The sequence below is a fragment of the Buttiauxella sp. WJP83 genome, from assembly GCF_027594725.1.
Lineage (GTDB): Bacteria > Pseudomonadota > Gammaproteobacteria > Enterobacterales > Enterobacteriaceae > Buttiauxella > Buttiauxella selenatireducens.
Map to the genome: position 1 here is coordinate 76,623 of NZ_CP110080.1, position 20,365 is coordinate 96,987.

Annotated in this window: 17 protein-coding genes; 6 read left to right on the plus strand and 11 right to left on the minus strand. The window is 50.0% G+C overall.

Features of this window, described 5'->3' with window-relative positions:
* Nucleotides 1-45 precede the first annotated feature (45 nt).
* Entirely contained in the window at nucleotides 46-1,662 is a 1,617-nt protein-coding gene (locus OH773_RS00340) for an STY4199 family HEPN domain-containing protein (protein WP_270141982.1), read from the plus strand.
* Nucleotides 1,663-1,685: 23 nt separating this feature from the next.
* Here the strand turns inward: OH773_RS00340 and OH773_RS00345 are convergent, their stop codons facing one another.
* The 4 genes from OH773_RS00345 to OH773_RS00360 form a co-directional block, all read right to left on the minus strand.
* Nucleotides 1,686-2,018, minus strand: a complete 333-nt coding sequence (locus OH773_RS00345; RefSeq protein WP_183272108.1) for a glycine zipper family protein — start codon at nucleotides 2,016-2,018, stop codon at nucleotides 1,686-1,688.
* Between the two features lie 80 nt (nucleotides 2,019-2,098).
* Nucleotides 2,099-2,359: a hypothetical protein gene (locus OH773_RS00350; protein WP_270141990.1), complete on the minus strand. Its 261-nt coding sequence runs from the start codon at nucleotides 2,357-2,359 to the stop codon at nucleotides 2,099-2,101.
* Nucleotides 2,360-2,661: 302 nt separating this feature from the next.
* Nucleotides 2,662-4,014, minus strand: coding sequence for a glutathione-disulfide reductase (gene gorA / locus OH773_RS00355; RefSeq protein WP_270141992.1), 1,353 nt, complete (start codon nucleotides 4,012-4,014; stop codon nucleotides 2,662-2,664).
* Nucleotides 4,015-4,097: 83 nt separating this feature from the next.
* Complete coding sequence (locus tag OH773_RS00360; RefSeq protein WP_270146014.1) at nucleotides 4,098-4,940, minus strand: 23S rRNA (adenine(2030)-N(6))-methyltransferase RlmJ; 843 nt, start codon at nucleotides 4,938-4,940, stop codon at nucleotides 4,098-4,100.
* Nucleotides 4,941-5,067: 127 nt separating this feature from the next.
* Here OH773_RS00360 and prlC point away from each other — a divergent pair, with 127 nt between their 5' ends.
* Nucleotides 5,068-7,110, plus strand: coding sequence for an oligopeptidase A (gene prlC, locus OH773_RS00365; protein ID WP_270141994.1), 2,043 nt, complete (start codon nucleotides 5,068-5,070; stop codon nucleotides 7,108-7,110).
* An 8-nt stretch (nucleotides 7,111-7,118) separates the two neighbouring features.
* Nucleotides 7,119-7,871 carry a 16S rRNA (guanine(1516)-N(2))-methyltransferase RsmJ gene (gene rsmJ, locus OH773_RS00370; RefSeq protein ID WP_270141996.1) on the plus strand — a complete coding sequence of 251 codons (753 nt, stop codon included), beginning with the start codon at nucleotides 7,119-7,121 and terminating at the stop codon, nucleotides 7,869-7,871.
* A 105-nt stretch (nucleotides 7,872-7,976) separates the two neighbouring features.
* Here the strand turns inward: rsmJ and uspA are convergent, their stop codons facing one another.
* Nucleotides 7,977-8,414 carry a universal stress protein UspA gene (gene uspA, locus OH773_RS00375; RefSeq protein ID WP_183272113.1) on the minus strand — a complete coding sequence of 146 codons (438 nt, stop codon included), beginning with the start codon at nucleotides 8,412-8,414 and terminating at the stop codon, nucleotides 7,977-7,979.
* A gap of 365 nt (nucleotides 8,415-8,779) precedes the next feature.
* On the opposite strand from uspA, the gene uspB reads away from it, so the two are divergent.
* A complete protein-coding gene (gene uspB, locus OH773_RS00380; RefSeq protein WP_064542541.1) occupies nucleotides 8,780-9,115 on the plus strand; it encodes a universal stress protein UspB in 336 nt (111 codons plus the stop codon).
* A 74-nt stretch (nucleotides 9,116-9,189) separates the two neighbouring features.
* Here the strand turns inward: uspB and pitA are convergent, their stop codons facing one another.
* Nucleotides 9,190-10,692, minus strand: a complete 1,503-nt coding sequence (gene pitA, locus OH773_RS00385) for an inorganic phosphate transporter PitA (protein ID WP_183272114.1) — start codon at nucleotides 10,690-10,692, stop codon at nucleotides 9,190-9,192.
* 229 nt (nucleotides 10,693-10,921) lie between these two features.
* On the opposite strand from pitA, the gene OH773_RS00390 reads away from it, so the two are divergent.
* Nucleotides 10,922-12,118: an NAD(P)/FAD-dependent oxidoreductase gene (locus OH773_RS00390; protein ID WP_270142000.1), complete on the plus strand. Its 1,197-nt coding sequence runs from the start codon at nucleotides 10,922-10,924 to the stop codon at nucleotides 12,116-12,118.
* 60 nt (nucleotides 12,119-12,178) lie between these two features.
* Here the strand turns inward: OH773_RS00390 and OH773_RS00395 are convergent, their stop codons facing one another.
* From OH773_RS00395 to OH773_RS00405, 3 genes are all read right to left on the minus strand, one after another.
* Nucleotides 12,179-13,489 (minus strand): class-II fumarase/aspartase family protein, encoded by a 1,311-nt coding sequence (locus OH773_RS00395; RefSeq protein ID WP_270142002.1) that lies wholly within the window; start codon nucleotides 13,487-13,489, stop codon nucleotides 12,179-12,181.
* Nucleotides 13,490-13,501: 12 nt separating this feature from the next.
* Entirely contained in the window at nucleotides 13,502-14,845 is a 1,344-nt protein-coding gene (gene dcuC, locus OH773_RS00400) for a C4-dicarboxylate transporter DcuC (protein ID WP_270142004.1), read from the minus strand.
* 106 nt (nucleotides 14,846-14,951) lie between these two features.
* On the minus strand, nucleotides 14,952-15,836 hold the full coding sequence (locus tag OH773_RS00405; RefSeq protein ID WP_270142006.1) for an AraC family transcriptional regulator: 885 nt from the start codon (nucleotides 15,834-15,836) through the stop codon (nucleotides 14,952-14,954).
* 419 nt (nucleotides 15,837-16,255) lie between these two features.
* Between OH773_RS00405 and OH773_RS00410 the strand changes: the two genes are divergently transcribed.
* On the plus strand, nucleotides 16,256-17,803 hold the full coding sequence (locus tag OH773_RS00410) for a hypothetical protein (RefSeq protein WP_270142008.1): 1,548 nt from the start codon (nucleotides 16,256-16,258) through the stop codon (nucleotides 17,801-17,803).
* On the opposite strand, the gene nagA is transcribed toward OH773_RS00410, so the two are convergent.
* Together nagA and OH773_RS00420 are read right to left on the minus strand one after the other, a co-directional pair.
* The gene (gene nagA, locus OH773_RS00415; RefSeq protein ID WP_270142010.1) at nucleotides 17,796-19,010 is read right to left on the minus strand and encodes an N-acetylglucosamine-6-phosphate deacetylase; all 1,215 of its coding nucleotides are present in this window, start codon (nucleotides 19,008-19,010) and stop codon (nucleotides 17,796-17,798) included. The genes OH773_RS00410 and nagA overlap by 8 nt on opposite strands.
* A 3-nt stretch (nucleotides 19,011-19,013) precedes the next feature.
* The gene (locus OH773_RS00420) at nucleotides 19,014-20,363 is read right to left on the minus strand and encodes a class-II fumarase/aspartase family protein (protein ID WP_270142012.1); all 1,350 of its coding nucleotides are present in this window, start codon (nucleotides 20,361-20,363) and stop codon (nucleotides 19,014-19,016) included.
* Nucleotides 20,364-20,365: the final 2 nt, after the last annotated feature.

Genomic DNA, 20,365 nt, shown 5'->3' on the forward strand with positions numbered 1-20,365 from the left:
ATTGCGTTTTTCTACCCAGACATTCGTGCCCAATAAAGGATAACCATGACCAGCGCTTCACAGTTGCTGATGCGGGAAAAGTTTGAGACTTGCCTGAGTGTTTGCCGCCAGGCGTCATTACAAATCCTGCCACTGCTCACCATCACAGCCTCAGAAGGCAAAGATCCTCAATGGTTTTTTCAGCAGTTGGAGCAGGCTCGCCTGGCACTCGGCAGTTGGATGGCAGTGGCAAAGCGGTTAAACCTCAATGATGCAGAGATTTCACAGTTCACTCTGCTGCTGCGCCATTTACAACAACTGGTGCCGCAATATGAAAGTGGCCAGGAAATCAGCCATAACCAGCTTATTTCTGCACTGCGTTTTGTCAGTTATCTCGAACTGGTGCGCTTAAAGCAGCCACTGCTGGGTTATTCGACTGAGCTCGATAAGAACAGCGAGGCAGAACAGCAAAAGGCTTTACGCCAGATGCGGGCGCTGGAATTAATGCTGAAAGCGATGATTACGAAAAATTATCCCAGTCAGTCACACCTGGTGAATAAGCTGAAAAAACAGTTTGGTGCCGATTGTGTTCGCCGTTGGTTAAAGCATGGAGAGCAGGGTGATGTTTTAAGCGGGATGCGATTTGGCGAACTCGCTTTGATGGTGGTCGATAAAAAGGAGTTTGCGAACCACTATGCCGAAATATTCCACAGCTCGTCGCAGCTGAATCTGTTTATTGATCAACGCAAAACGCTACAAACCTTTCTCGACGACGTGCGCGAAATTCGCAATCACCTCATTCAACAACCGCCACTGACCTCGGTGCAACTCGCGTTGTTGGATAGCTATTACCAGGAAAGCAGTGCGGCTATTCAGCGTGCCTGGGATGAAGGGCGAACGACAGTCAATCCGGCGGCATTCATGGCTGCAGATGACGCTCAGGTGCAGGAATTTATTGAACTTGCTCATAAAAAATATCATCAGGCGGGTCGTGATTCGGATGAAGTGCGTGACACCATTGATCATCCCGACTTGCGTCATACCAAAAAAAAGCAGGACACCGGTGAAACGCTACGTATGTTGATGTGGTGCGTGGCGGGTGTGGCGCTGATTAGCGCGGCGATAGTCGGTATGAATATCCTGAGTGAGATCACTAAAAAGCCTGCGAAGGCTAACAGTGACTCGGCGAAAGTGACGGTGGTTGATTCACAACCGTATAGTCAAAGTGCGCGTGAAAAGCTGGCGAATATCGGCATTACCTGGGAAGAGGGAAATTTGCGCTCAGCCATTGAGCGTGGCGACTCTACGGTGGTGCGTCTGTTTATGCAGAGCGGTATGAACTGGAAAGTGTATTACACCGAATCTGCGCTGGCAGGAGATTATCGCGATGCTCTCAATACGTTGCTGCAATACCCTTCGCAAATGGATGAAGAGCGTCCGTGTCGGCGTATGGTCAGAACCGTCAGCCAGGCGATGAACGACGGGCAAAGTCTCACTTCGCTGCGCAAACAATTCCTGCAAACTTTTTGCAGCACACCAGAGACGGTTAAGCGGCAGAAAGAAGATTTAGAACGCGCAAAATTACGGCTTCAGGCGCAACAGCAACGCAATTCTGACTCAACTGAGACTGACGAAAAACGTGCGGTGGAGATTCAGAAAGCGATTTATGACGCGATGCGGTGAGGGAGACCCCCACCGCTGAATATTTAGTGTGTGGCTTCGCCAATCAAGGCACCGCCACCTGCACCCACAGCCGCGCCTTTTAACACGTTGTTGCCCGTCGCTGCTGCCGCAACGCCACCCACTGCGGCACCAATGGCACCGCCTTTACGAGCGGCTTTACCTGTATCACCGCTCTTAAACATTGCACCGGTGCCACCACCAACGACAGCGCCACCCACGGTGCTTTTCACCGTTTTACCTGTTGCGGCACCAATTGCGGCTCCGGCAATTGCACCACCTGATGTTTTATCAAGCGCCAATACGTTGCCTGAAAATGCGAAAGATAAGATCAATAAACCGGGAATGTATTTTTTCACTAAATTGCCCTCCTGGACATATAAATACGCAAAAATGTGCGCTCCAATTTTATTCTGCTCAGTTTGGGATACTGCCAGTATTAATATTTAATATCGCGTGCTTTCTGGCGGCCATCTTGTTTGGTTTGGCGTTTATCCTGTCGGCAATCATGATTACTTTTATCATTGCTGACGATGCATTCGCGTTTTTCCTGACGTGCAGTATCTCTGGTATCCTGGCGAGTATCCCTTGCCTCACGGCGTTGCTGACCTTGTATAGTCGCATTTGCAGTGCTAATGGACAGCGTGGACACCAGCAACACACCAGTCATTATACCAATCAGGGGTGATGTCTTGTTCATGAGATAATTCCTAGAATATAAATAACGTAGATCTTGAATAAATAATATTTCATACAGCATCAGGCTAAAGAGTATAAGTTCGCTAACTAATTCCAAATGTAACTAAATAATTTAAAATATATTTTTCTTTGCGCTTTTATAGATTCTGTTGCACATACACATAAGAATTAATGAGTTAGCGTTTTGATTATTTGAGCTGTATTTTTTGCAGCGCGAGTCCGCAACGTAAATAAAAAGGCTGCGGATCTTAAGATCCACAGCCTTGTGATTTATTTCCCCGTCTTCAAAGACGGGGGCGCGGTTTAGCGCATAGTAACGAATTCTTCCGAACCGGTCGGGTGAATCGCTACGGTGTTGTCGAAGTCTTTCTTGGTTGCGCCCATTTTCAGCGCTACCGCGAAGCCTTGCAGCATTTCATCCATACCGTAACCAATGCCGTGGATGCCGACAATTTTCTCGTCCGGGCCTGCGCATACCAGTTTCATGCGGCACGGCTGGCGGTGAGAGGTGACTGCGGTATACATCGCGGTGAAGGAAGATTTATACACCTTCACATTGTCGTCGCCGTACTGCTCACGCGCTTGTGGCTCTGTTAAGCCAACAGTGCCGATTGGCGGATGGCTGAAGACCACGGTTGGGACGTTGTTGAAATCCAGATGCTCGTCAGGCTTGTTGTTAAACAGGCGCTCAGACAGGCGACGGCCTGCGGCAACGGCAACGGGCGTCAGTTCTACAGCGCCGGTATTATCGCCCACGGCATAAATGCCAGGCACGCTGGTGTTCTGGAATTTATCAACTTCAATGTAGCCTTTGGCGTTGGTTTTCACACCGGTAACGGCCAAATTGAAGCTGTCCGTTGCAGGTTGGCGGCCAATCGCCCAAATCAGGCAATCTACGGTCTGCGAACGGCCATCTTCCAGGTGCAGCGTCAGGCTACCATCAGCATTCTTCTCAACCGATTTTGGCACGGCGTGTGTGTGCAGCGTCGGGCCTTCGGTGTTAATCACTTCCAGCAGCGTTTCGACAATCAGCGGGTCAAAAGACCGCAGCGGCGCGTGTTGGCGCACAAACAGGTGAGTTTCTGAGCCCAGCGCGTTAACCACACCTGCGATTTCAACGGCGATATAACCCGCACCCACGACGGCAATACGTTTTGGCAGTGCAGGGAGTTCGAAGAAACCGTCGGAATCAATACCGTATTCAGCACCTGGAATTGACGGATGGCTTGGACGGCCGCCGGTCGCAATCAGAATGTGGTCAGCGGTGATGGTTTCGCCGTTAACTTCCACAGTGTGTGCATCGACAAATTTGGCAAAGCCACGAATCACGTCAACGTTGTTTTTACCCAGAACGTTGTCGTAAGACGTGTGAATGCGGTCGATATAGGCGGTACGGCTGGCGATCAGTTTGTCCCAGTCGAATTTATTCACTGTGGTGTCAAAGCCGTAGTCCGGGCCGTACTGATGAATAGCCTCTGCGATTTGCGCCGCATGCCACATCACTTTTTTCGGCACACAACCCACGTTTACGCAGGTGCCACCCAGCTCTTTCGCCTCAATGAGTGCGCATTTCTTCCCATACATTGCCGCACGGTTAATGGAGGCAATACCGCCGCTGCCGCCGCCAATGGCGAGGTAGTCATAATGTTTGGTCATGATGTTTCCCTAATGAGTCGAAAAAATATTCGCGATTGTAGCGCGCCGAGAGTTTGGTTCCACCGATTGCTCTGATAGCTGGTTTACTCAGGCACAACCCAACTCAACGTGGTCGAGCCGTTGCCTGAAGGCACCAGCGTTTTATGCAACCACGGCAGTACATTAGCCATTTGCTGCTCAAGTTTCCACGGCGGGTTGATAACAATCATGCCAGAGGCGGTCATGCCACGGCGGTCACTATCCGGGAGAACGGCTAATTCGATTTGCAGAATACGGCGAATACCGGTTTCTTCCAGCTCGCGCAGCATACGTTTGATTTGCTGGCGCATAACAACCGGATACCACAGCGCGTAAGTGCCTGTAGCAAAACGCTTATAACCTTCACTGATGCCGGTGACGACGGCCTGGTAATCGGTTTTAATTTCATACGGTGGGTCGATAAGGATCAGACCGCGACGCGAAACCGGCGGCAGTTTTGACTTCAACTGGGTATAGCCGTCAGCGCGCTCAACGCGGGCACGGCTGTCTTTCAGGAATTCAGAACGCAGCAGCGGGAAGTCAGACGGGTGCAGCTCGGTCAGTTGCAGGCTGTCTTGTTCACGCAAAAGCTGGCGGGCAATCAGCGGGGAGCCTGGGTAATAACGCAACTGGCCGCTCTGGTTAAAGTGTTTTACCGCGCTGATATACGGCTCAAGTTCAGCAGGCAAATCATCGTGTTGCCAGATACGGCCGATACCTTCCAGGTATTCACCAGTACGCTCGGCGTGTTCGCTGCTCAGTTTGTATCGGCCAGCTCCCGCATGCGTGTCGAGGTAAAGAAAAGGTTTATCTTTTTCTTTCAACGATTCAATGATTAAGGATTGAACGGTATGTTTCAGTACGTCGGCATGGTTGCCGGCGTGAAAGCTGTGGCGATAACTGAGCATGGATTGCAGGGTTTCCAAAGACAAAATAATGTACTCAGTATACCGCGTTATGCTCGCCGCCCGGCATTGAAATTAACTACACTAAGCCTCATGTTAAAAGCTATACCCAAAATCAGGAACCGCGCTTATGACCAATCCATTGTTAACGCCTTTCGATCTGCCGCCGTTTTCCGCTCTCAAACCTGAACATATTGTCCCCGCAGTGCAGCAAGCACTGGATGATTGCCGTGCGAAAGTCGAAAGCGTGGTCGCACAGGGTGCGCCTTATACCTGGGATAATCTTTGCCAGCCGCTGGCGGAAGTAGACGATCGCCTGGGGCGTATTTTCTCGCCAGTGAGCCATTTGAATTCAGTACAGAACAGCCCGGAACTGCGTGAAGCTTACGAGCAGACGTTGCCGCTGCTGTCTGAATACAGCACGTGGGTAGGCCAACACGAAGGTCTTTATCAGGCTTACCGCAACTTGCGTGATGGCGCGTATTACGCGGACCTGAGCGTTGCTGAGAAGAAGGCGGTGGATAACGCACTGCGTGATTTCGAGCTTTCAGGGATCGGTTTGCCAGAAGAAAAACAAAAGCGTTATGGTGAAATTGCTGCGCGTTTGTCTGAGCTAGGTTCTACCTACAGCAACAACGTGCTGGATGCGACTCAAGGCTGGACCAAACTTATCACCGACGATGCCGAGCTTTCTGGCATGCCGGAGAGCGCAATGGCGGCCGCCCGTGCTCAAGCCGAAGCGAAAGAGCTGGACGGCTGGTTGCTGACGTTGGATATCCCAAGCTATTTGCCGGTCCTCACATACTGCGACAACCGCGAACTGCGTGAAGAAATGTACCGCGCCTATGCGACTCGCGCCTCCGATCAGGGGCCGAACGCAGGTAAGTGGGATAACACGCCAGTCATGGAAGAAATCCTCGCATTGCGCCACGAACTGGCAGAGTTGCTGGGCTTTGATAACTACGCGGAAAAATCACTCGCCACCAAAATGGCTGAGAACCCGCAGCAAGTGTTGGAGTTCCTGACCGATCTGGCTAAACGCGCCCGTCCGCAGGGTGAAGCTGAACTGGCACAACTGCGCGAGTTTACGAAAAAAGAGTTCAATGTTGATGCGCTGGAACCGTGGGATATTACCTATTACAGCGAAAAACAGAAGCAGCATTTATACAGCATCAGCGACGAGCAACTGCGTCCGTACTTCCCGGAAGATCGTGCGGTAAATGGTTTGTTCGAAGTGGTGAAACGTATTTATGGCATCACCGCGAAAGAGCGTAAAGATATCGATGTCTGGCATTCTGACGTGCGTTTCTTCGAGCTTTATGACGAAAAAGGTGAACTGCGCGGTAGCTTCTATCTCGACCTGTATGCCCGTGAAAACAAACGCGGCGGGGCATGGATGGATGACTGCGTGGGGCAGATGCGCAAAGCTGATGGCTCACTGCAAAAGCCGGTCGCTTACCTGACCTGTAACTTTAACCGCCCGGTCAATGGCAAACCTGCGCTGTTTACCCATGACGAAGTGATCACCCTGTTCCATGAGTTTGGCCACGGTTTGCACCATATGCTGACCAAAGTCGAAACGGCGGGTGTTTCTGGCATCAACGGTGTGCCATGGGATGCCGTCGAGTTGCCGAGCCAGTTTATGGAAAACTGGTGCTGGGAGCCGGAAGCGTTGGCGTTTATCTCGGGTCATTTTGAGACGGGCGAGCCATTGCCAAAAGAGCTGCTGGATAAAATGCTGGCGGCGAAGAACTACCAGGCCGCGCTGTTTATTCTGCGCCAGCTTGAGTTCGGCCTGTTCGACTTCCGTCTGCACGCTGAATTTAATCCAGAGCAGGGTGCGAAGGTGCTGGAAACTCTGTATGAAATCAAGAAACTGGTTGCTGTGGTGCCATCGCCGACGTGGGGCCGCTTCCCACATGCGTTCAGCCATATCTTTGCTGGCGGTTATGCAGCGGGTTATTACAGCTATCTGTGGGCAGATGTGCTGGCCGCGGATGCGTTCTCGCGCTTTGAAAATGAAGGTATTTTCAACCGTGAAACCGGGCAGTCTTTCCTTGATAACATTCTGACCCGTGGCGGTTCTGAAGAGCCAATGGAGCTGTTCAAGCGCTTCCGTGGCCGCGAACCACAGCTGGATGCCATGTTGGCCCATTACGGCATTAAGGGCTGATTTACTCTGTGAAAATCTGTCTGTTGACTGAAACAGGCGCCGATTCCGGCGCCTTATCTATTTTGAGTGAACGCTGGGGGCTTGAGCACGATGACGAGTCCCTGATGGCGTTGGTCTTAACATCGGAACACCTTGAGCTGCGTAAGCGCGACGAGCCAAAGCTGGGCGGTATCTTTGTCGATTTTGTCTCCGGCGCCATGGCGCATCGCCGCAAGTTTGGCGGTGGGCGCGGTGAGGCGGTAGCAAAAGCGGTGGGCATTAAGAGCGGGTATCTGCCCAATGTGGTGGATGCGACGGCGGGATTGGGACGCGATGCGTTTGTGCTGGCCTCTGTGGGGTGCCGGGTGCGAATGTTAGAGCGTAATCCGGTGGTTGCCGCGTTGCTGGATGATGGTTTGCGTCGTGGCTACCAGGATGCCGAAATCGGCGGTTGGTTGCAGGAGCGTTTGCAACTGATCCACGCCTCAAGCCTGACGGCATTAAGCGATATTACCCCGCGCCCGGAAGTGGTCTACCTCGACCCGATGTTCCCGCATAAGCAGAAAAGCGCGCTGGTGAAGAAGGAGATGCGTGTGTTCCAGTCGCTGGTTGGGCCGGACGAAGATGCGGATGGTTTGCTGGCACCAGCCCAGAAGCTTGCAACAAAACGCGTGGTAGTGAAGCGCCCGGACTACGCACCGCCACTGGCGGGGGTGGAAACGCATAACGCGGTGGTGACCAAAGGCCATCGTTTTGATATTTATCCGGGTACGGCTGAATAAAACAACCCTCACCCCGACCCTCTCCCTGATGGAGAGGGAGAAACCAGATAATCCCCTCTCCTGGGGGAGAGGGTTAGGGTGAGGGCGACCTGGTGCGGTTAAACGTTAGTCTTCGTCTTCGTCACGCAATGGAACAATCAACATATCAACGTGAACGGTATTGATCAGCTGGCGAGCAGAGGACATCAGTTTGCTCCAGAAGTCCTGGTGATGGCCGCAGACGACTAAATCCATATCGTATTTCTTAATTGCATCCACCAAAACCTGGCCAAGATCACCGCTACCGCTCAGGGTTTCAGTAATCGGATAGCCCGCGCCGCTAGACAATTCGCTCAGTGCGTTGTGAGTTTCCTCAGAAATGCGCTTCTGCATATCGCCCAGATTTACATCGATCAATCCGGTATAGAGATCGGAGTAATTTACATCGACATGAATCAGGGAAACCTTCGCGTTGTATGGACGAGCCATAGACACCGCTTTTTCCACCAGTACTTTGCTCTCCGGGGAGAGGTCTACCGCGATCAAAATGTGTTTGTAAGCCATAATTTTACTCCTTCCATAAGTTGTCGATGACCAGCCTGGTCGGATAACACGATGTACGACATCACTGTTACCCGCGTGTAAGGACCTAAATTGTAGATGATATTTCTACCCTATAGTGAATGATAGATATCGTCAATGTGCCACCGCCGTATACATTTAAGCCTTAAATGGCTTTTATCGCCTTGATAAAGGTTAACGATGTGGCGAAAAAATTAACGGATCTCCTACACTATTAAATAAGCCGTTCCGGAATAGTAATGTGAACTGGATCGGTTTTTTGGGCTCGCTGAACGGTCTTTCTGGTTTTCGGGGTGAGAGGTTGCCCTGGAGTGATGTACTGGGGCTTCACCGGGGGGGTAATTATGATGATCAGCACCGTCGCGCTTTTTTGGGCGCTTTGTGTAGTTTGTGTTGTGAATATGGCGCGTTATTACTCATCTTTGCGCGCGTTACTGGTGGTACTGCGCGGGTGCGATCCGCTGCTCTATCAATATGTCGATGGGGGAGGCTTCTTTACCTCTCACGGGCAACCCAGTAAACAGATTCGCCTGGTGAGCTATATCTACGCCCAGCGTTATCTTGACCATCATGACGATGAGTTTATCCGCCGTTGCGAACGTCTACGCCGTCAGTTTATTTTGACCAGCGCGTTGTGTGGGCTGGTGATGATAAGTCTGATTGGTTTGATGATTTGGCATTGAGGGTTTAGAGGCATAAAAAAAGCGGGCCAGTTTCCTGACCCGCTTTTTGTCGTCTTGCGATCACCGCATCATGTTTAAATGAAGTGCAGTGAAATCCAGTACAGGCAACCAGACAGCAAAATCGATACTGGCAGAGTAAACACCCACGCCATCAGGATATTGGTGACTGTCTTACGCTGCAAACCACCACCATCAACCACCATCGTCCCCGCTACGGAAGAAGACAGCACGTGAGTCGTGGAAACCGGCATACCGGTGTAGCTCGCAATACCGATGGAGACGGCGGCGGTCACCTGCGCGGACATACCCTGCGCATAGGTCATGCCTTTCTTACCAATCTTCTCACCGATAGTGGTTGCCACACGACGCCAGCCGATCATGGTACCGATGCCGAGCGCCAGAGCGACCGCCATGATAATCCAGATTGGTGCGTACTCGATGGTATACAGCAAGTCAGTTTTCAGCTCTTTCAGGAAGCGCTTATCTTCCGGTTTGGTTTCCGGCAGCTTGGCGACTTTTTCTGATGTATCAGAGATGCAAAGCAACAGACGGCGCATCTGGCTACGCTGCTCAATGCTTAACTTGTCGTAGCTGTCGAGATTGCCCAGCAGCTCTTTCGCACGCTGTACCGCAATGATGGCGCGGCTCGCATCGCAATGGAACTCAGCAGGCTTATCCTGGCCCTTCACTTCTTCAGGGGTTGGAATAGCTGGATTGAGATCGATGACGTGCTTAATCGCATCGCTGTGCTGTGCATAGTATTGCTCAAGGTGGGTGATGGCATCGCGAGTACGAGCAATGTCGTAACCGGAAGCATTCATATTCACCACGAAGCCCGCAGGAGCGACACCAATCAGCACCAGCATGATCAAACCAATGCCTTTCTGACCGTCGTTAGCACCATGAGAGAAACTCACGCCAATAGCGGAGATAATCAGGGCGATACGCGTCCAGAATGGCGGTTTTTTCTTGCCGTCTTGTTTTTCACGTTCAGCCGGTGTGAGGTGGATACGGCGGCGCTTCTTGGTGCCGCTCCAGTAGCGACGTAGCAAAAAGATTAACCCGCCCGCGACCACCAGACCCACGATTGGGGAGAGGATCAACGACATGAAAATCCCAATCACTTTCGGGATATTCAGCGCATCAACAACCGAAGTGCCGGTCATCAACGCGTTCGTCAAACCAATACCAATGATGGCACCGATAAGCGTATGGGAGCTGGAAGCCGGCAGACCAAAATACCAGGTGCCGAGGTTCCAGATGATAGCGGCCAGCAACATAGAGAACACCATGGCGAGGCCATGAGCGGACCCTACGTTCAACAGCAGATCGGTTGGCAACATATGCACAATCGCATACGCCACGCTCAATCCACCGAGCAGAACGCCGAGAAAGTTAAATAACGCCGCCATTGCCACCGCGAGTTGCGATCGCATTGCACGTGTATAAATAACGGTTGCCACTGCATTCGCAGTGTCATGAAAGCCATTGATCGCTTCGTAGAAGAGAACAAATGCCAGGGCAAGTAATAACAAGAGCCCGGTATGTAGATCCAGGCCGGTAAACAGAAATTCCATAGACGTTACGCCATTGTGAGGACATGAACGCGGCGCATTATGTAAGACAACTCCGTAATGCGCCAACAGAAATATGGACTTTTCTTGATGTTTGTCTGTCCTTCATCAAACATTGAAAAGATTTACATATTTATTTTCAATCACCTGCGATTACTGGTGCGCATTTAGCTGGTGCGACCATGCGCCTATCTTTACACTTCCTTGCATTGAGTATAGTCAGGAGCCGGTCGTGGAAAAGTTTGATGCTGTTATTATTGGTGCGGGTGCCGCAGGAATGTTCTGTGCTGCGATGGCAGGGCAAGCAGGCAGTCGTGTGTTACTCATCGATAACGGTAAAAAACCGGGCCGTAAGATCCTGATGTCCGGTGGCGGGCGTTGCAACTTTACTAACCTTTATATCGAACCTGCCGCGTATCTCAGCCAAAACCCACATTTTTGCAAATCTGCACTTGCGCGTTATACCCAATGGGATTTTATCGACATGGTCGGCAAGCATGGTATTGCGTGGCATGAGAAGACGCTGGGTCAACTTTTCTGTGATGATTCGGCACAACAAATTGTCGATATGCTGGTTGCCGAATGTGAAAAAGGGAACGTCACCACACGCTTGCGTAGCGAAGTGTTAGGCATCGAACGTGATGAAAATGGCTATACCCTCCAATTAAATGGCGACAGCGTACAAGCGGCAAAATTAGTCATCGCGACTGGCGGCCTTTCAATGCCTGGTCTTGGCGCGACACCGTTCGGCTACAAAATTGCCGAGCAGTTTGGGCTGAAGGTTTTACCGACCCGCGCAGGACTGGTGCCTTTTACGCTGCATAAACCGCTACTCGAACAGCTGCAGGTGCTGTCCGGTGTTTCAGTGCCGTCTGTCATCACTGCCGAAAACGGTGTTAGCTTCCGCGAAAGCCTGTTGTTCACCCATCGTGGCTTATCGGGTCCTGCGGTGCTGCAGCTTTCAAGTTACTGGCAGCCTGGCGAGTTTGTGAGCGTTAACTTACTTCCCGATACCGATCTGGATGAGCTTCTCAACGAACAGCGCAATGCTCACCCTAATCAAAGCCTGAAAAATACGCTGGCATTCGTATTACCCAAACGCCTTGTAGAATGCCTGCAGCAGTTAGGGCAGATACCGGATGTGACACTCAAGCAGCTGAACTCCCGCCAACAAAGTGAGTTACTGGCAACGCTGCAAGAGTGGCGTGTGCAACCTAACGGCACTGAAGGTTATCGCACCGCAGAAGTGACGCTTGGCGGTGTGGACACCAACGAACTCAGCTCACGTACCATGGAAGCGCGTAACGTACCCGGCCTGTATTTCATCGGTGAAGTGATGGACGTGAGCGGTTGGTTAGGTGGCTATAACTTCCAGTGGGCGTGGAGCTCTGCGTGGGCTTGTGCGCAAGATTTGGTGGGTGCGAATTGATAAAGAACACCGGCCTGAGCCGGTGTTTTTTTGTGGAAAGCGTGGGAGATAAAGCGAATATCAGCAATATTCCACGCCAGTGTAAGCCTCTGGCGAAATTGCCCTGGCAAAATCCTCTGTGGACAGATAGTTATGCAACTCATGCTGGCGGGCGTAGGACTCACTAAAAGAGAGAGACTCTTTTTTAGCCGTCATGATGATGTCATAAACCGCTTCGTGTGCTTTTGCTTTGCCCAGCCCTTTCTTTGATAACTCCATCATCACTTTTTCAGCGTTAATCATTCCGTCAGTGATTTTAAGGTTTCTTCGCATGGCGGCTTTGTCGATAAACAGATCCTTCAGTAGTACCTCTGTTTTCAGCAGAATTTCATGCGCAAGCAGATTGGCCTGACGGAGCGAATTGTCGATGATCAGGTTGCTGCAACCATCCGCTTCAAACGGTCGAACGGCCATATTCAGCATGGTTCCTGGCATACTGAACAGGATCCTCGCATTCCCGATGATGCCGTAGCAGAGCGCCGGATTGATCTTCTGTGGCATGGTGCTACTGCCAATTTGCCCTTCGGAGAAGCCTTCACTCATTTCTGAGTATTCCTCAGAGGTGCTGATATAGACTTCTTCGGCGATTTTGGCACAACTCTGTGCAATCAATGTCAGGTTGTTGACGTACTGACACATATGCACCCTGATCGCCCGGCTGGGAATGTTCATCTCACCCATGTCTAACAATTCGGCAATGCGCGACTGCATTTTAGGCCCGATATCAGGCAACGTATGGAATCCACCGACAGCGCCACCCATCATGACCTGAAAAACGCCTGCAGCAGATGTGGTCAAAATCTCTTTGCACCGTAACAGCTCATCTTCCCAAACGGCGAATTTAGTATTCAACATAATGGGCAGTGCATGCCTGGAGTGAGTCCTGGCGGCAATGACGACATCTTTGTTGCGTCGTTTGAGTTCAGCAATATTGGCGACAATTTTATCGATGATGGAAATAAATTCCTGGTTAAATTTTTTACACAGATAAAGCTCTGCCGTTTGCTGAATATTTTGCGTGGTGATCCCATAGTGAATATATTTCGCTGCACTATCTCCAACGATACGGCCTAATTCATTCAGGACCGGTACCAGTGGGTGTTTTGTTTTAATATAGCCCTGAATAATATTGTCGACGTCGAGCAGCGTAATATCACAGTGCTTGATGATGACCTCTCCCTCTTCCTTGGGAATAATGCCCAGCTCAATTTGTACTTTCGCCAGTGCCGCCTCGATATCCAGCCATGTCTGGTAAATGTTGGCATCATCATAAATATTCTCAAAACCATTACGATTCAGGGTATAGCTTGTTGGGTCATAGCATGTAGTCATCAGTAGGCACCATTAACCAAAAATAATTTGTGTGTAGAACATGGTGGCAAGAATGCCAACGATGCAGGGGATTGCCGCGCGCTTGAGGATGGCGAATGGACTGACATTTGCTGCCACCGCCACCGCGATAACCACGGCTGCAACAGGAGACAAGGAACGGCCAAAACCAGCGGCGTGTTGCATCGGAACCAGCATGAGGACGGTTTTAACGCCCGCGGCAGCGGAGAGCTCTGAACCCAGATTGGCGAAGCTAACAAACGCAGCACTCCCGGAACCGGTTAACATCGCGGTGAATGCGATGATAAGCATGCCGAATAGGGTGATCAGGATGTAGTGAACATTCCCTGCCAGAATCATCGACTTCATGGCATCAACGGCACCAATCGCATCCAGACCCAATGTAAATGTGGTCGCGGCAACAATTAAAACAACCACAGTACTGAAAGCACCCGACATGCCTTTAAAGAACTCAAAGGAGCGATCCAGCGCCTTATGCAGGCTTTTAACTTTAAAGGCATCAATCCCTAGGATAATAATCAACGAGGCAAACATGGCGATCGGGGCGTTGATGGTGATGCCTTCAATGCCAATCTCGGAGAAAATAAGCAACAACGCCAGAGGCAGGAACGGCAGAAATGCATAGAGTCTTGAATAAGGAACGTCGTTTTCTTTGCTGGTCGCGTTAACCACAGACTGAGGTTGTTGCACGCCATCTCGCTTATCAAACCATTTCTGTACAAAGAAATGCGTGGCCGCAACGGTTAAGGTAACCGGTATGGCTACCAGGATCTCGGTTGTGGCGAAGTACTCGACAATCGACATATCCAGCAATTCTGCTGCAACGTTGGAGTTACCAGACCCTGGCCCAAGGTCGAGAGAACCACACGTGCCTATCACCACGGCGGCAGAGAGTGGGCTAACCCCAGCCTGCAACAGGATCGGATAGAAAGAGATGAGCAACAGCATGGCTAGCCCAGCAGGGCTTGGAATCACCAGATTCAATGTCTGCCCAATAATGAAGGCCAGAGCCAGAATCAGATAAGGTTTGTTGATCGCCTGCAGCGGTTTGGCACATGCCTTAACCAGGCAATCCGCAGCGCCGATTTTGCTCATATAGGCAGCAAATCCGGCAGAGGTCATGGCAATCATACCGATGGTTGCTGTGCGCTCGGACATGATGGCGCTGAATGCCCCAAACAGGTCAAAAAATGTCGAGCCTGTTGTCGCGAATTTATATTGTTTCCCCATGAAGTCGGCGATGCCACCTTGCGTAAATACTACGCCAATGGTGAGCATCAACAGGCCCGATATTGTCAGGGTCGTGTGGGTCTGATAGTTTTTTATTATCATATACATGGTAATAAAAACCACGGGGACAGCCATATAAGCAATCATGCAGAGTACCTTTATGTTTTTGTCAAAAATAAATTAGATGTTCAATCCATAAAATAAGAAATTAAATTCACGCTGCTCCAGTTCTGTACTGCTTTGGAGATAAATTGAAATAGCGCTTGAACTGATTGGAGAACTCATATTGTGAGGAGTATCCCAGTTCATTCGATATCTCAGATATTCTGGTTGTCGTCGTTCTTAATAAGGTGCATGCCCTATTTAAACGGCAACGAATCATATAGTTATTCAGCGTTAGTCCTGTCTGTTCTTTAAACTTCTTTCTAAATACTTCATAGTTAAGGGATTGGTTTTCACAATAAACTTTAAGATCTATGCGTTGATGGCATAAATTGTCTAAATCGGTTTTGACCTGGTTGATAGTGTCACTTTCGTCAAAAATCTGTAAATCGACGGTGTTGTTAAATATGTGAGCGAGTAGGGCCATGAATTTTATATAAATATTGGGTAGATCTTGTGTGCTCGCATTTTTGATGAAATCCATGAGTTCAGAGAACTTATCAATGGTTTCGAGCACGCAAATGGCTTTAAAAACAGTAACATTGTTGTCAGGTATTAAAATTGATGAGAAGTGATTATATAAGCTCAGATTACAATCAATATAATACTCTTTCCACGGCGGCTGGCTTTCGCAATAGCTGGAGTGCCTGTATCCTGGTCTTCTTAAAAAAATAGAACCTTTTTCAAGGTGGTGCAGTTGATCCTGAGAATCTATATAAGTTCCTTTTCCTTCCAGAACAAAGACTAATGAAAAATAGGGAAAGCTGACATTGTTATGTTTTTTTGTCTTTCCTTCTCGGTCAATGTAGCCACAACCAATCCAGTTGTTATTGCTCCCCAATGTTTTAGAATAGTTAACAGATTGTGCTGCTTTGGGGCTGTTGCCAATTTGTTCTATAAAAGGAACTTTAATCTGATATTTATGTGTGTTTTCCATATCAAATTATCTCAAGCAATTAAAATCAAAGAATAAATAGCAACCAGGTTTGTCACACGAAGATGCTGTACTGATACCGTAGCAGATTACTTTATATACTATGGGTTGTCGGTCAAATACTGAATATCAATTCTGGATTTAAAAATATGTTTTTTGGAATAATTGAACGGCTGGATCACATATTTAAAAATTTATCACGATTCGGGGGAATATCACGCCCAAAAGGAAGGTTGCATTTACGTTAACAAGACGCTCCTCACTTGACCCTTACATTGGCAGCAGAAGGAGGATTCAGGGGGGAAAGACGCATTCTTGCCATGACATAACGGCGTTGGTCACGGTTTTAATTTCGCGGCTAATGTACGATGGCAGGATGATGAAAACATAGCGTCGCGCGGCGTTTCCTGTCAGAGTTTTTGATGAACAGTTTTGATTTATCCTTTCTGAAATACCTTCAGGAACACAGCCCTGTTTATGTAGAGGATGCCGTACAGCATTTCGGTAAAACCTTCTCTACACTGAAACGCTCGATGAAAGAAATCAACGATCAGCTTGATCCCGCTTTTCATTTACATATTGAAAACCAATCGATTATTACTGCGATGAGTTATCGCGAGTACGTGTCATTCCTCGAAAATATTCACTTCAATCGCTATCTGACGAGTCCAGAAGAACGGGTGCGTGATTTAACCGTGGCGTTGTGTTTGCAGAACATCGTCAATAAAAGTGATTATTACCAGAAATTCCACGTCAGTCCCGGCACCCTGAAAAATGACAATCAGGCGCTGATAACGTTTCTGCAGGCGAACAAACTTGCAGTGCAAAGTGTTCACCGACAAGGCTCCCGGCTTCAGGGGGATGAAATCTCACTGCGTATCGCCATTTGTCTCACCATTCTGAAAACGGTTGAAATTGGTGAGGACAACCAACTGGTACAGCATTCCGCCAACGAACCGATTAATCGCTCAATCGCCTGTCAGTTTTTGCAGCAGTGCGAGAGGGAAATCCGTGAAGCTGCGGACATTTACAGCCAACGCATCGCGCCGCGCCTGACGTTGGGCTATAACGGTAAGAAATACTTTCTGGTGTATATGAGTATCGCCCTGCAGCGTACCGGGCGTGGACATTGCATTACCGACACTCACGCACTGGATTTCGTCACGGCGATGGATTTCAGTCTACTTACATCACCGGCTGAAAACCGTTTTCTCGATTTGCTGCTCTCCTCGCTGTCATTCACCTGGCGGCCATTCACCCTGTATGACGTCCCGCTGATCGACAAGGTACGGCGCTTTTGCGAGGCCATTGCACCCTTACTTCAGGCGAAAATTAATAACCAGCAAACCTGGTTCGGTGAGGTCTATCAGTTTATTTATACCGCCATCGTGCAGAACAAATTCAGTCTGTGGTTTGAGGATAAAAAACTGCACCATGTGCGTGAGCACTATCCGGCGCTGTATCAGGGCGTCTGTGTGGAAGTGCGAGAAATTGAGCAAGCCTGGGCGGTGAATTTTTCCCCAGTGCATATTGCGACACTGGTGCTGATCCTGAAGAAATACGAATTACAAAACCGCCTTCATGATGAGACGAAAAAAAGGATAGTGATCGTCACTAATTCATCGGAAAGCAAAGTCGGCTATTTTAAAGAAGTGCTTAAGTCATGGTTTCATATTGATATTGTGGCAAGCGTGAACATTAATGAAATCCATCAGCTGCAGGATATCCCTTTCGATCTGCTGTTAACCTTTACCAATAAGATTTCCAGTTATCTGCGTTATTACCAGTACGATTACGTCAAAGTGAGTTTTCATCTGACACAAGAAGATATCTCCACATTGCGTCAGATGGGTCTTTCACGGGCGAAGAAAAAAATCGCCATTGAGACATTTATTGAAGAGAGCAGAAACCTGACGGACAGCGAGCTACGGCAGTACCTTGAAACTCGCTATCCTGAGATCTTTATCTGACATCGGGCAAGGGTTGGCTGACGCCACGACACCATACATGAGTCAGATTTAACGCGTGATCAAGACAGAGAATATCCGCGTCTTTCCCCGCTGCCAGGCTGCCTTTCCTCGATGCCACTCCCGCAAGTACCGCAGGATTGTGACAGGCAATTTGCGCCACCGATTCCAGCCCTTTTTCCAGACGCCCGACGATATTTTTCACGGAATCCAGGAAATTCATCTCCAGCCCGGACACCACCGGCCAGTCATCCGGTGACACCTGTTGGCACTCACCATTCTTCGCGGTGATTTCCAGTTTCCCCTGACGAATGCGAAACGTCTCCTGACGCAAATAGTGATGAAATTCGTAACCCTCTGGAAAATCGGCATAACCCATGCAATCACTCATCAATACCAGCCGACGATCCCCTTTCAAGCGATAGAGGATGTCAAAGGCCTGGGGCTTAATGGTGATCCCACTTTGTTTTGCCACTTCTGCGTACACGTCCGGGTAATACATCAACGCGCCCACGACACCCAACTCGCGGTGATGGAAACCGCGCATGGCGCTGAAAGCATGAGTGAAGTGCTTCAAACCAGCGTCAATGGCGGCGGTAATCTCATCAAAGGTGGCATCGGTATGTCCGGCGGAAACCGTAATCCCTTTACCGTGTAGATAGCGGATAAAGGGCAGAGAGCCTTCCAGTTCCGGTGCCAGTGTGACCAGGCGTATATGTCCTCTTGCCTGCGCATTAAACTGCTCAAAACCCTCAATCGACGGGGACTGCAGGCAATCCGCCCGCTGCATTCCCAGATGTTTAGGGTTGATCCACGGCCCTTCCATATGCACACCGATGACCTCCGCGCCATCAGATGGCGTCGCCGCTTCGAGGTAATCGGCGGCGGCGGCTAAAGACGATTTCAGAAAATCATCAGGCATGGTGCCGGAAGTCGCCAGATAAGAGGTGACGCCACTGCTGACTAAATCGCGGCTCATGTTGACCAGCGAGGCATGATCGCCTTTATAGGCGAACGAGCCGCGCCCCCAGCCATGCACATGAATATCGACAAATCCTGGCATCAGGTAACTGCTGCCATAATCCGTGGCCGGGCCGGACCAGCTATCTTCAATACCCAGGATAGTGCCGTTTTCAATGAGCAAATACCCGGCGCGAATGCCATCTGGTGTCACAATATGCGTTGATTTTAGAGCCGTGACGTCACTCATTGTTCACTCCTTTCTGGCAAAAACGGTGTGAGCCAGTTCCTCAGCCAACACCGCGCAAAGGCCGGTATAGGCTGCCGGATCAAGCAACTCACGGATTTCGTCATCAGTGAAGTTGTCGCGAATCACCGGTTCGTTGCGCAGCACACTGCCGTAATCCAACCCTTCATGCGTACTGCGCATCGCCATGGTGTAGACCAGTTCATGCGCCGGATCTTTCCCTAATCGTTCAACCAGGCTCATCATGATTTTTTCGCTGTTGATAAGCCCATGCGTCAGCATCACGTTTTGCTGCATACGCGTTTTATCGACGATCAGTGTGCGGGTCAGTTCTTCAGCGCGAAGAACGATTTCTGCCATCAATTCAATGCTTTCTTGTAGGTTGGCGTCGAAGATGAAATAGGCAGAACTGTCGGCCTCAAACGGACGCGGACAGACGTACAAAGACGATGTCATCACGGCATACAGTCGCTGGGCGTTCGCGATAATCCCCTTCGCCAGTTTCGGGTTCACTTTTTGCGGCATCGTGCTGCTGCCGACAGTGCCTTTGGCGAAAGCCTCTGACACTTCACCAAACTCTTCGCTGGAAGTCTGATAAACCTCTTCGGCAATTTTGTGGAAGGTGGTGGCCAGCAGGCACAAATTGCTGATGTATTCGGCGCGATACACCCGTGCATTACGGGAAGGCACGCGCATTGGGTGCATATCCAGTGCTTCTGCGACCAGATCCTGCACTTGTCGCCCCGGCTCTCCGGTGGCGTGGAAGGCACCTACTGCGCCCCCCATCATCACGGTAAAGACGCGCTTTTCCGCTTCCTGCATCCGTTCAACGGCACCCAGCAGCTCGTAAATCCACACCGAAACCTTGTAGCCATAGGTAATTGGCAGGGCATGTTTTCCGTGGGTACGTCCCGCCATCAGGGTGTCTTTGTGTTGCAGGGCAAGTCTTGCCAGGTTCTCAAGCGTGGCATCCACAAAGCTCATCAGCTGCTGATGGAACTGTTTCACCAACAGGAGATGTGCGGTTTGCTGGATGTTTTGCGTCGTCACCCCGTAGTGCACGTATTTGCCGCTTTCTTCATCGCACGCTTTGACCAGCACTTTAATCACCGGGACAAATCCGTGTCCGATTTCCCGCAGCAGGCGCTCGACTTCCGCCAGGTCAATACGGTTAAGCTGGCAGTTTTCGGCGATATTTTTTGCCGCTGAAGCAGGAATAATGCCGACCTTAGCCTGTGCCGTAGCCAGCGCGGCCTCCACATCAAGCCAGGACTGAACCCGGGCCTCGTGGGTAAACAAGGCTTTCATTCCTTTGTCATCAATGGTTTTACTTTTTGAATCATAAAGTGCGCGCATGG